The 12,490-nt window shown below is 40.5% G+C and carries 10 protein-coding genes; 1 reads left to right on the top strand and 9 read right to left on the bottom strand.

Annotation, left to right across the window (positions count from 1 at the left end; translation table 11 throughout):
- Positions 1-17: 17 nt before the first annotated feature.
- Both AWM74_RS07715 and AWM74_RS07710 read right to left on the bottom strand, forming a co-directional pair.
- Positions 18-1,007, bottom strand: a complete 990-nt coding sequence (locus AWM74_RS07715) for a LacI family DNA-binding transcriptional regulator (RefSeq protein ID WP_026465329.1) — start codon at positions 1,005-1,007, stop codon at positions 18-20.
- A gap of 19 nt (positions 1,008-1,026) precedes the next feature.
- Positions 1,027-2,490 carry a sucrose-6-phosphate hydrolase gene (locus tag AWM74_RS07710; protein WP_026465330.1) on the bottom strand — a complete coding sequence of 488 codons (1,464 nt, stop codon included), beginning with the start codon at positions 2,488-2,490 and terminating at the stop codon, positions 1,027-1,029.
- Positions 2,491-2,744: 254 nt separating this feature from the next.
- Here AWM74_RS07710 and AWM74_RS07705 point away from each other — a divergent pair, with 254 nt between their 5' ends.
- Positions 2,745-4,742 (top strand): sucrose-specific PTS transporter subunit IIBC, encoded by a 1,998-nt coding sequence (locus tag AWM74_RS07705; protein ID WP_026465331.1) that lies wholly within the window; start codon positions 2,745-2,747, stop codon positions 4,740-4,742.
- Between the two features lie 260 nt (positions 4,743-5,002).
- Here AWM74_RS07705 and AWM74_RS07700 read toward each other — a convergent pair whose 3' ends face one another.
- The 7 genes from AWM74_RS07700 to AWM74_RS07670 form a co-directional block, all read right to left on the bottom strand.
- Positions 5,003-5,278 carry an HU family DNA-binding protein gene (locus tag AWM74_RS07700; RefSeq protein WP_016897591.1) on the bottom strand — a complete coding sequence of 92 codons (276 nt, stop codon included), beginning with the start codon at positions 5,276-5,278 and terminating at the stop codon, positions 5,003-5,005.
- A 163-nt stretch (positions 5,279-5,441) separates the two neighbouring features.
- Positions 5,442-6,752 (bottom strand): ribosome biogenesis GTPase Der, encoded by a 1,311-nt coding sequence (gene der / locus AWM74_RS07695; RefSeq protein ID WP_026465332.1) that lies wholly within the window; start codon positions 6,750-6,752, stop codon positions 5,442-5,444.
- A 96-nt stretch (positions 6,753-6,848) separates the two neighbouring features.
- Entirely contained in the window at positions 6,849-8,135 is a 1,287-nt protein-coding gene (rpsA, locus tag AWM74_RS07690; RefSeq protein WP_026465333.1) for a 30S ribosomal protein S1, read from the bottom strand.
- A 176-nt stretch (positions 8,136-8,311) separates the two neighbouring features.
- The gene (gene cmk, locus AWM74_RS07685; RefSeq protein WP_026465334.1) at positions 8,312-8,992 is read right to left on the bottom strand and encodes a (d)CMP kinase; all 681 of its coding nucleotides are present in this window, start codon (positions 8,990-8,992) and stop codon (positions 8,312-8,314) included.
- Between the two features lie 24 nt (positions 8,993-9,016).
- Positions 9,017-9,805 (bottom strand): LysM peptidoglycan-binding domain-containing protein, encoded by a 789-nt coding sequence (locus AWM74_RS07680; protein WP_026465335.1) that lies wholly within the window; start codon positions 9,803-9,805, stop codon positions 9,017-9,019.
- A 96-nt stretch (positions 9,806-9,901) separates the two neighbouring features.
- A complete protein-coding gene (locus tag AWM74_RS07675) occupies positions 9,902-11,383 on the bottom strand; it encodes a RecQ family ATP-dependent DNA helicase (protein ID WP_026465336.1) in 1,482 nt (493 codons plus the stop codon).
- Entirely contained in the window at positions 11,364-12,431 is a 1,068-nt protein-coding gene (locus AWM74_RS07670; protein ID WP_026465337.1) for a helix-turn-helix domain-containing protein, read from the bottom strand. The genes AWM74_RS07675 and AWM74_RS07670 overlap by 20 nt, the downstream gene beginning before the upstream one ends.
- Positions 12,432-12,490: the final 59 nt, after the last annotated feature.

The following is a 12,490-nucleotide window of genomic DNA, read 5'->3' as shown; positions in this document are numbered from 1 at the left end:
ATGTCACAAGCTAGAAACTAGACAGTTCGTCCGGGAATTAATTTAATAGGCAGGACATACCGATTATCCGCATCCTTCTTGACCTCAAGCGAGTGGTCAATTTGTTGCAAGAGGACATCTACTAATAAGTCAGCCAAATCTTTAATGGGTTGGGCAATAGTCGTTAATTGCGGGACATAGGTCTGGATAAAGTCTGTACCGTCATAGCCCACTAACTTTAAATCATCCGGAATTATCATTCCCAATTCACTGGCGGTATTCATGACCAACATGGCCGTCAAATCATCCGAACAAAAAATGGCATCCGGTGTTTCTTCTAGTAATAAAGCTTTGATTATCAATTGTTTTCTAATCTGCGAAAAGTTCTTTGGAATGTTAGTGATTTGACCGTCTAAACCATGGGCCTTGGTCACATCCATAAAAGCCTGGTAACGCAAATATGTCGGCGAATTGGGATCATTGGCCCCAGTAATCATCCAAGGCTTGGTCGGTTGCCCCTTAAGTAAGGTCTCTGTCGCCAACTTCCCGCCCAGATAGTTATCAGAGGACACAATAGGAATATTTTCCCCGATATACCGGTCGAAAGAAATTACAGGCGCAGTCACCCGCTCGTAATCCGCATAATTCAAATTATGGGCCCCCGCAATAATCCCTTCCACTTGGTTGGATTGGAGCATATTCAAGTACTCAGCTTCCTTGTCAGCATCTCGCTCGCTATTACAGATGATGGTCTTATACCCCTTGGCAAAGAGGATTTGCTCCAGGTGGTTGACCAATTCTGCGTAAAAAATGGTGTCGATATTAGGAAAAATCAAGCCCACCAACTTGGTCGACTTGCCTTGTAAACTCCGTGCCAGTGAATTTGGATAATAATTCAATTCTTTCATGGCTGCATGGACTTTATCAATAGTTTGTTGTGATAAATAACCCTTTTGATTAATGACGCGACTCACTGTTGTTACTGAAACACCAGCTAAAGCTGCTACATCTTGTAACTTTGCCCGCAAGGTTCTCCCCCCTTATTCATTATTTTTGCAGGGGGTAGACCAGGTTGTTGTCAGTTCCTTCTGCAAAAATATGTGTGTGTTGGTTAGATGGTGTAAAAATTCTTGAAGACACGACATAAGCGCCATCGTTCACGAAAATCTCTAATATAGATGTATCCGCAAAGACATTCACTGTCACTTTTTCTTGGCCAGCTAGGTCAAGCGTTCGACTTGTGCCAAAGTCTTCAGCAAAAATTATCCCCATCTCACTTCTATCAAGTTTTATTTTACCATCAATTGTATCAATGGATAAGGTGACAAAATGTTTTTTGTCTGCGTCTGCATATAATTGAACGGTCGCTTGTTTATTCGCCGCTACTTCAAAGGCATATTCGTAGGTGTTTTGGTCCATTTCAATATGGTCAGAAAGGGCTTGTGGCGCTTGTCTTAAGGCCAAGGTCTCAGCTACTGGGTATTGGTATAAATGACCATCTTGAATGCGAAATTCTTTGATTAAGCTTAAGGCACCTTGGTAACCATATTGGTCCGTTGGATAATCAATTTCCGGTAGACCTAACCAGGAAACGCCTAGCACTCGCCCATCAGGCGCATTGATCAGTTGACTGGCATACACATCAAAACCGTAATCTAAGTTTTCTAGTTGACCAGGGTTTTCTAATTTGCCCGCTGCAGTAAAAGCATCCGCCACTAGATAAGCGTTAGGGTAAATATTTTGATAGGTTAATTGGTCTTGGTCAATTCCTTGCGGACAGAAAGTGACAAAGACTTTGCCATCTACTTGGTTAATATTTGGACATTCAAACATATAGGCAGAGTCTGCTTGCGGGATCGGTAATTCACTGTGGTAAGTCCACTGGTCTAGGTTTTCTGGGTCTGCTTGGTATAAATACAAGGTCCCCCGCTCGTCAGATTTTCTTTGGCCCCCAATGACTAACCAAGATTGACCATGAGCTGTAAAATACATAGGGTCGCGGAAATGGTCTGTCGCCTGATCAATTTCATCAATGATTAGCTCTTTTTGACCCAGGGCCCCTGTTTTAGGGTCGAAGGTAACCGTATTTTGTTTTGGATGACGAACCCAATTCTCATCGCGCACATTTCCAGTATAAAATAACCGTAACTTGTCACCATCAGCGGTTGCTGAACCTGAATAGGCACCGTGAGCATCTAAGGCGCTGTCAGGAAGCAGTCCCAAACCCTTTTCCTCCCAGTGGATCAAGTCTTTAGAGGTTACTCGGTACCAAGATTTTAGGCCGTGGACTGGGCCAAATGGGTAGTATTGGTAGAATACTTGCCACTCACCGTTTATAAATGAAAAGCCATTAGGGTCGTTGATTAAGCCTGTTTTCGGTTCGATATGAAAGTGATTGCGCCATGGTGATTGGTCTGCTAATTCATTGAGTGCTGTGACATAGTCCTCTGGCCAGTCGGCATAGTTTCGGTATCGATCTGCTTTGTTAAAGCTGTGTAATTTAAAAGACATGTGTATCCTCCTAATAAATGATGAATTTCTTGCATCCTCATTCTTGTGTTTATGATGCTATCATTTTAAGCATATCTTGGAAAAATAGCAAGCGTTTCCATATTAGATATCCTTATTTTTCAATGGATTTATATGTAAATGAAATATTTTCTGTCAAACGTTTGACATATTACCATTCGCCTGCTAAAATTCTAATCAAGTAAATGAAAACGCTTAAATTTACAAAATAAATATGAAGAAAAGAGGTAAATATCATGAATCATAAAGAAGTTGCCAAACGTATCCACCAAGCGCTGGGGGAAGACAATGTTGTGACTGCAGCCCACTGTGCCACACGTTTGCGTTTAGTGGTGAAAGATGAAGCAAAGATTGACCAATCAGCATTAGATAATGACCCAGACTTGAAAGGAACCTTCCAAGCGAACGGTCAATATCAAATTATTGTAGGACCTGGTGATGTGAATAAGGTATATGAGGAATATACAAAAATCGCCGATATTAAGCCTGCATCCCAAGAGGAAGTAAAAGAAACGGCTAAAAATCAGGGTAAACAAAACCCAGTAATGGCAGTCATTAAGGTATTATCAGATATTTTCGTTCCATTAATTCCAGCCCTAACTGCCGGTGGTTTGATTATGGCAGTCAACAACGTCCTAACAAGTGAAAACTTATTTGGACCTGAAGCCCTAGTTGCTATGTACCCAGCCTGGGCAGATTTTGCTGACATGATCAACATGTTCGCTTCTGCTGCCTTTGCCTTCCTACCTGTTTTAATTGCCTTCTCGGCTACTAAACGATTTGGCGGTAACCCTTATCTAGGTGCCACCATGGGGTTAATCATGGTTATGCCACAACTAGTAAATGGTTACGACGTGGCCAATGTGACTGCAGCCGGTGAAATGCCGGTATGGAATATTTTTGGCTTAGAGATTGCCCAAGCTGGTTACCAAGGACAAGTTTTACCTGTTATTGGGGTTGCTTGGATTCTAGCTAAATTGGAAAACTTCTTCCATAAATATCTAAAAGATGCCATCGACTTTACCTTCACACCGATGTTAACCATCATCTTAACAGGGATGATTACCTTTACAGTAGTAGGACCAGTCCTACGTACCCTATCTGATTTATTACTGAACGGTATTGTAGAAGCTATTTCTTACCTAGGGGCATTTGGTTATGGTGTATTCGGTCTATTCTACTCAGCAATTGTATTAACAGGCTTACACCAATCATTCCCAGCGATTGAAACAGCCCTAATTGCAGATGTTGCGACTACAGGTGGTAACTTCATTTTCCCAATCGCATCAGTTGCCAATGTTGCTCAAGGTGCAGCGACCTTAGCCGTATACTTCATCACTAAAAATGAAAAAACTAAAGGTTTAGCGACATCATCATCTCTATCTGCCATGCTAGGGATTACTGAACCAGCCATGTTCGGGGTCAACTTGAAATTGAAATATCCATTCTTCATCGGGTTAATCGCTTCAGGTATCGCCTCAGTCATTTTAGGTATTTTTAACGTTCGTAGTCAGTCATTAGGACCTGCAGGTGTGATTGGTTTCGTTGCCATCATCCCTCGCTTTATACCAACATTTATGCTTGCCATCGCCGTATCTATCGTTGTTGCATTCGTAGCCACATACATTTACGGTAAATCTATTGCGAAAAAAGAGGCAAAAGCTACCCAAGCTGAGAAAGAGAAAGAAGCAAAAGTAGTTGCTGCTCATGAAACTGAAGAAACAGCCCCTACCTCAGAAACAAACACTGTAGCAGGTGAAAGCACTGGCCTAGCAAGCGATGATAAGACGATTGTTGCACCACTTGCTGGTAAGGTCACTGCCCTAGAAAATGTCAACGATCCAGTATTCTCTCAAGGTATGATGGGACCAGGATTAGCCATCGTTCCTGACGCAAGTGGTAATGTATATGCACCCATTTCAGGTAGTTTAACGATTGCTTCTAAAACGGGCCACGCTTATGGTTTAGCCAGTGAATCAGGCTTAGAAGTCTTAATCCATATTGGTATCGATACTGTGAATTTAAACGGTCACGGCTTTACAAGTGAAGTCAAACAAGGTGATCAAGTAAACAAAGGTGACCTTTTAGGAAGCTTTGACTTAGCAGTTATTAAAGAAGCTGGTTATGATCCAGATGTTATGGTTATTATCACAAACGCCGATCAATATGACAATGTTGAAGTAGTCGCTGACGGCTCAGTCGATGAAAAAACGGCAATTATCGAAGTAAAGTAGTTTAGACAATAACAATTTAAATTAGGAGGTTGGACAATAGTCTAGCCTCCTTTTTCGTGCATATCTTGCGATTTCTAAGCTAATTATGGATAGCGTCATAGTTACCAATTCTGACCAGTCATTATAGCATCTACTAACACCATCCATCATAGACGCCCATATTTTTGCTACTTTTGTGCAATTTTTTTGGTGTATTTGGCAAAATACTGCAAATAAAAAAGCCGCTGATGTCTCTGACATCAACGACGTTCTTTGTAATCTTATTTAACTGCATCTTTCAATGCTTTACCAGGTTTGAAAGCTGGTACTTTGCTTGCAGGGATTTCGATTTCATCGCCAGTTTGAGGGTTGCGACCTTTACGCGCAGCGCGGTCACGAACTTCAAAGCTACCAAAACCGATTAATTGAACTTTTTCACCGTCAGCTAAAAATGCTTCGATTTGTTCGAAAACTGCATCTACAACTGGTGCTACACTTTTTTTAGAATCACCTACTGCATTTGCAACGTTTTGTACTAATTCTGCTTTATTTGCCATTCTAATTTCACCTCCTCCGAAATTCTTTCGGATATATTTATTCAAAGATAAATATACGGGATAATCGAAATGTCTCTCAGATAATCCTTTTATAGAATACCATACAAACCGCTATATAACAACGTTTTTGGTTAAAAATACGCGTGTTTTAAACCATTTTTTGTTATTTTCTGTTTCTTGTGATGATTTGAATAGGTGTACCTAAAAAATCGAAAGATTTTCTGATTTGATTTGAAAGAAAACGCTCATATGAGAAGTGCATTAGCTCTTCATCATTGACAAATGCCACAAAAGTTGGCGGTGCAGATTTGACCTGTGTTAGGTAGTAAATACGTAATTTTCTACCCTTGTCAGATGGTGCTGGGTTAATACGGATCGCATCAACCAATACCTCATTCAATAATGATGATTGAACACGACGGTTGAAGTTACCGTGAACGTGGGCAATCATTTCTGGTAATTGCACTAAACGTTGTTTGGTTTCTGCAGATACGAAAATGATCGGTGCATAGTCGATAAACTGAAAGTCACGACGAATGTCATCAGTGAATTTCTTCATGGTATGGTTGTCTTTTTCAAGAGTATCCCATTTGTTTACCACAATAATAATCCCGCGTCCTGCTTCATGGGCATAACCAGCGATCGTTTTATCTTGATCACGGATACCTTCTTCAGCATTTAAAACAACTAGACACACTTGAGCTCTTTCAATTGCACGCATGGCACGCATTACTGAATACTTCTCAGTTGCTTCGTATACTTTACCACGTTTACGGATACCAGCTGTATCAATGATTTTATAAACTTGTCCGTCATCCTCGAAAGATGTATCGATTGCGTCACGAGTTGTCCCCGCTACATTCGATACGATTACACGGTTCTCACCTAGAATTGCATTGGCCAAAGAAGATTTACCTACGTTTGGACGGCCAATTAAGGCGAATGAAATAGTATCATCGTCATCATCATTTTCAATATCGTCTGGTGCCAAGTGGAATACTTCTTCTAGTATGTCCCCGATACCTAACCCGTGAGATCCAGAAATTGGGTATGGATCGCCTAAACCTAATGAATAGAAATCATAAATTTCCGCTCTTTGTTCAGGGTTATCCACCTTGTTTACAGCCAGTACGACAGGTTTATCTGTCTTGCGTAACATGCTGGCGATTTGAGAGTCTGTCTTTGTCACACCTTCACGGACATTAGTCATCATGATGATAACATCTGCTTCTTCCATGGCAATTTCAGCTTGCAAGCGAATTTGTGTCATGAAATCTTGGTCGTTAAATTCGATACCACCAGTATCGATTACATTTAGTTGTTTCCCTAACCATTCACCCTGTGCATAAATTCTATCACGGGTAACGCCAGGTTCATCTTGGACAATTGAAATTCGGTCTCCAACAACGCGGTTAAAAATGGTAGATTTTCCTACGTTTGGACGGCCGACAATGGCAATTGTTAAATTAGACATCGTTTTGCCTCCTTTCAATAGCAAACATTGAAATAAAAAAGGTAGGCGAGTTTCCCCAACCTACCATCAAACCAAACTTATGGTTTATTAATAAAATTATTCGTTATCGTCCCCGAAATCGAAGTTTTTCAATTGGTCACCTAATAAGTCACCGAATGTGAAACCTGATTCATCGTCAGATGATGCATTAGCAGCATTGTTACGACGGTTGTTGTTTTGTTTACGAGGTTTGTTTTGACGTTTTTCTTCGCGAGGAGCAGCAGATTGTGCAGATGCATCAACTTCTGGTGCTTCTTCTAGAGCTTTGATTGATAATGATAAACGTTCGTTTTCAGCATCAACGTCTAAAACTTTAACTTGGATAGCTTGACCTTCTGTTAATTTCTCACCTGGTGTAGCAACGTGGTCGTGAGAAATTTGAGAGATATGTACTAAACCTTCAACACCTGGGAATACTTCAACGAATGCACCGAAGTCAACTAAACGACGTACAGTACCTTCTAATTCAGCACCTTTAGGCGCTTTTTCTTCAATGTTTTCCCATGGTCCTGGTTGTAAAGCTTTAATAGATAGTGAAATACGTCCACGTTCTTCATCAACTGAAAGAACTAATACTTCAACTTCTTGTCCTTCGCTTAATACATCTGAAGGATGGTTAACGTGTGCTTGAGCGATTTGAGAGATGTGTACTAAACCATCGATACCACCTAAATCAATAAATGCACCGAAGTTAGCCAAGCGAGCTACTGTACCTGTTACTTTATCGCCTTCTTGGAATGAGTTTAATTTTTCTGCACGTTCAGCGATGCGTTTTTCAGCAGCGATTTCTTTGTGCGATAAGATTAAACGATTTTCGCTAGGTTCAATTTCAACAATTTTAACTTCTAATTCTTGGCCTTTGTATGGAGAGAAATCGTCAACGAAAAAGTCTTCAACCATTGAAGCTGGGATGAAACCACGTACACCCGCATCAACAACTAATCCACCTTTAACTACGCTCTTAACTGGAACAGTGATAATTTCACCGTTTTCAGCTTTAACTTCTAATTCAGCCCATACTTTTTTCGCTTCGATACGACGGCGAGAAAGTAGGAATGAACCATTTTCTTTTTCTTTGATTTGTTTAATAACAACTAACTCTAAAGTGTCGCCAACTTTAGCAACTTCTTCGATTGAGTCAATTGGTTGAGCAGATAATTCTTTGAAAGGAATAACCCCTTCAACACCTGCGCCTTCGATACCAACAATTACTTGGTTATCGTCGATTGATAATACTTCACCTGTTACTGTATCACCAATTTTTACTTCTACTGATTCTGCAAGAATCTCTTCCATTGATGGAATTTCTTCATTATTTTGATTTTGTTCAAATTCGTTTGACATACTCTAAATCCTCTCCTAAATGTACTACCTCATTCGCACTAAGCCAATGATCAATTATTATTATATCATTTATTTAAACCATATTCAACATTTATTCCTCAAAGATAATAAAAAGAGGTAGAATTCGCTTGAATTTTACCTCTTTTTGTGATTGATAGTATTTTTTGCAATATAAATTATGCAATCACACGGTGGATTTCAGCTAATATAGAATCTTCTACTTCTTCAAGTGTTAAATCAGATGAATCTAACATGACCGCATCGTCTGCAGGTACTAATGGACTATCTTCTCGGGTCGAATCATACAAGTCTCGACGCTTAATATCTTCAATCAAGTCTTCAAGATTCATTTCTGAATAACCTTTGGCTTGATTTTCTAAAAAGCGACGACGCCCACGTTCTTCAGCAGATGCCGTTAGGAATATTTTCACTTCAGCATCAGGCAATACCACTGTCCCAATATCACGGCCGTCCATTACAACGCCTTGTCCATTTTGCGTGTAGGCTCTTTGTTTTTCAACTAGGACCTGGCGTACTTCAGAAACTGCTGAGTACGCAGAAACTTCTTTTGAGATACGGTCTGTACGAATGGCCTCTGACTGGTCCTGTCCGTTAACTAAGACGCGCTGGCCATTTTCCCCTGGCTCAAAGGTAATTTCACTCGCTTCAGCTAAGGCTTTTAATGCGTCAGCATCTTCAGCTGGAATGTGTCCATCTAGGGCTAGTAATGTAATTGCCCTGTACATGGCACCTGTATCTAAATAAACATAGGCTAATTTTTTAGCAATTTTCTTGGCAATTGTACTCTTGCCAGACGATGCTGGTCCATCGATTGCGACTTGAATCGCTTTAGACAATCTGTCCACCACTCTTTCATTCTATTAATTTACACGTAAAACGGTTCCTGGTCCTATGCTAGAACTTTGTGTTAAACCATTTAATTCAAGTAATTCATCTAGGGTCATACCGTTGTTCACTGCAATCCGATATAGGTTATCCCCTGCCTGAACAGTATAAGTGCCTGTTGATTCAGACGCACTTTCAGAAGAAGCTGATTCTTCTTCGGCTGCGGCTGCTTGTGATTCAGCAATTGAAGCTGATTCAGCGGCACTTTGGGCTGCAGCTTCTGACGCTGCTACTGCTGCATTTGACTCAGCTACGCTGGCTGCAATACTTGAAGATTCTTGTTCAGAAGCTAGGCGAGCTGATTCTGATTCTGAAGCAGCAACTGCGCTTTCTGAGGCAGCAATTGATTCAGAGACAGATTCGGAAGCTGATATAGATGCTGACTCACTGGCTTTTGAAATTGATTCAACATTTTGCGTTTTGGAAATCATGACTTGCTCAGTTGATTCCGGTTCAGGCACCTTGTCTTCATTATTCACATAGGCAATCAAAAGGAACGGTACAACAATCATTACAAATAGCAAAAAGGCAATTACCTTAGATGTTGTCGATATCGTATCTTGATTATTCTTCTTATTGCGGGCCGTTCTCGTATACTTTTGATTTTTTAAATTCTCAAATTCGCCAAACCCTTGATTCTGAAAGTCATCACTTGTAGGGGGGGTTTGGTCAGAAGATACTGAACTGTTTTGTTCTGAAACATGTTCAGTTTCTACTTCTGTATTTTCATGATTTTTTTTCGTCAACTTGTCCCAGAATTTCATCCATATACCCCTTTCTTAACACTAAGAATTGTACCATGAACCCCTTTTTATGTCAGTATTTCTTTAGGCAATTTAACAAAACTTTATGGACCTGTTTCAAGATAATAAGTGCTGCAAACGTTGGGTCCACATTCCCTTGAAATCATCATGTTGGTCTTTTTCGACTGTCACTCGATTCGGTCGGGCCATTAAGTCTTGCCATATCGGTTGACTGACGTAGTCAGGTTGGCAATTACTGCAACATAGGTTTGGTCTATCCACTACCTGTTCATCGGCTTGTTCTAATAAGAAAGTCCGGTAACACTGGTCATTAGCCATTAAATCTAACATTTGGTAGATCTGCCGTAGCCGTTCCTGACGAAGTTTTTGGGCATGTACTTTTGCTGTTTGGTGATCCGTAAAATGATGGCGGTAAAAGTACAACATGGCACTTATGCTATCTGCGTATTGGTCAACTTCACTTTGGGTTAAGGCCTGTTTAAACAGCCGTTCCAATAAATCATCCAACAAGTCTGCCTCGTCTTCTAATAACCGGCGCATTTGCTGCAGTCTAGCTGCCTCGCGATGATCGTATAAGACAATTGACACTGATTGTTCCTGATCTCGTCCTGCCCGCCCGACTTCTTGAATAAAGTCTGCCATATTCTTAGGGAGATGATAATGCAAGACAAAGCGTATATGACCATGGTTAATTCCCATACCAAAGGCTGACGTTGCAAAAACAACATCCAATTCATTTTGTAGAAACTGACTTTGGATGATATGCCTATCCTCTAGACTTCTATCCCCATGGTAAGAAGCGACCCGCAAATCTGTATGATCTTTCATCCATTGGTTGAGTTCTTCGAGTTCACTTTTATGGTGGACATAAACAATTCCTGGCTTAGGCAACCGGTCTAACCAATCCTGCAATTTGTTTACCCTCACTTCACCGGCGTCAATTTCATCGAATAGGTAGAAAATATTGGGTCGGTCAACTGATTCTTTTACCAGTTGAATAGGTTCTCCCTCTTCAAATAAGTAAGCCTTGATATCTGCTAGTGTGGATTGGTTGGCAGTAGCAGATAAGGCTAATGTTTTTGGTTGCTTTAAGAGCTGACGAACCTTTTTCAATTCAGTATATTGCGGTCTGAAGTCGTAACCCCATTGAGAAATACAGTGGGCTTCATCAACAACTAATAATTGAATGTCCATCCGTTGTAAGGCCCTGATTACTTGATCTTTCAGGAGCATTTCTGGTGATAGAAATAGGAATTGATAGTCAGATAGGTGGCTTAAAATATAAGCTTGTTCCCCGCGGTCATAGGTAGAATTTAAGGCAATGCCCCGTCCTAATCCCATCCGTTGTAATTGACTGACTTGGTCTTGCATCAGGGAAATCAAGGGCGAAATGATCAATGTTACACCAGATTCATTATATTGGTTGATTTGGTATATTAAAGATTTACCTCCACCAGTTGGTAAAATGGCCACCACGTTTTCCTGTCGGTCTAAAGCCTCTAAACTCGCCAATTGCCCGGGTTTAAATGTTTGGTAACCTGTCACTTCTTCCAGGCGTTTATGCCAATCTGTCATCATGGGCTCCTTTCTGATAGACGATATGCCAATACCGATATAACCAATAATCTTTCTCGCCGAATCTCGCTTTAAAGGACTCGTAATTCTCATCTGGCTCTTGGCTTACAAGGGGTGAAATGTCTTTCAAATTAAGTTCTTCAACCACAATTGGTTGAATTATCCAAGGAAAACTCAAGGTAATTTCTATGATGTGTTCTGTTATGGTAGATAATTTTAACCGTCTTCTATCAGCAATTTTTTGAAGTGACCAACCTTGGTTGATTAAATTTAAAGTATCTTGCGTGGTTTGATTCCAAATTGGGAATTGGTTAAAAACCCCTTGGGAAAAAATTTGCAGCCATTGAGTTTCTGCCCCTAAAGTATGACCACTTACCCAATTTTGATAGATTTGATCCATCAAGGCCTGTTGGGTAATGACAACTGCCCGCTTCGAAATCTGATGATTTTCTGCTACTTGTTCAAGGGTTTGTGCCGGTAATTTGGCGCCTTCAAACTGTTCTAGGAAAATAAGGGCTGCCTGGTCTGGGAAGGCAGATAGTTCCTTAGCGAGTTGCTGGTGAAGGCTTTTGGTTATAGCCTGTAAGCCAGCTTGGGGCGCGTCTGCACTTTTGGCCATTGAAATAAAATCTTTGATCAGCTGTTGAACTTCTAAATCCTGGACGATTGGGCTATAGTGCGGGTTTTCGGCCTGAATATTAGATAAGACTTGCAGCAATAATTTGAAGGCTAAGTGGTGCTTGTGGTGGTGACTTGGGATAATCAGACCGTTTCGTTTTTGAAGGATGTCATCAACTAACAAATGCATATAATTGATTTGATCGTTTTGGCGGAAGATAGCTTCCACCGAGATATATTCAGCTACATTTTGGGTATAGGACATCCATGCATCTTTTGCAAGTTTTGGATAAAGACCGAAATAGGCAGTTAAATTGTTTGAAAATGCAAAAAAAAGTGTTGTGGCTGTTCGCTTGCCAATCAACACTTGATATACGGAATTCGGGGGTAGGGCTTGGACTTTAAAAGCAATCGCCATTAATAAAGTATCCAATCCTATCCCTCCAACGTTCCTACTATTTTTTACTTGACATGATTCTCTGAATCTATCAT

The sequence above is a fragment of the Aerococcus urinaeequi genome (genome assembly GCF_001543205.1).
GTDB lineage: Bacteria > Bacillota > Bacilli > Lactobacillales > Aerococcaceae > Aerococcus > Aerococcus urinaeequi.
This window is presented reverse-complemented; position numbering and strand designations above follow the sequence as displayed.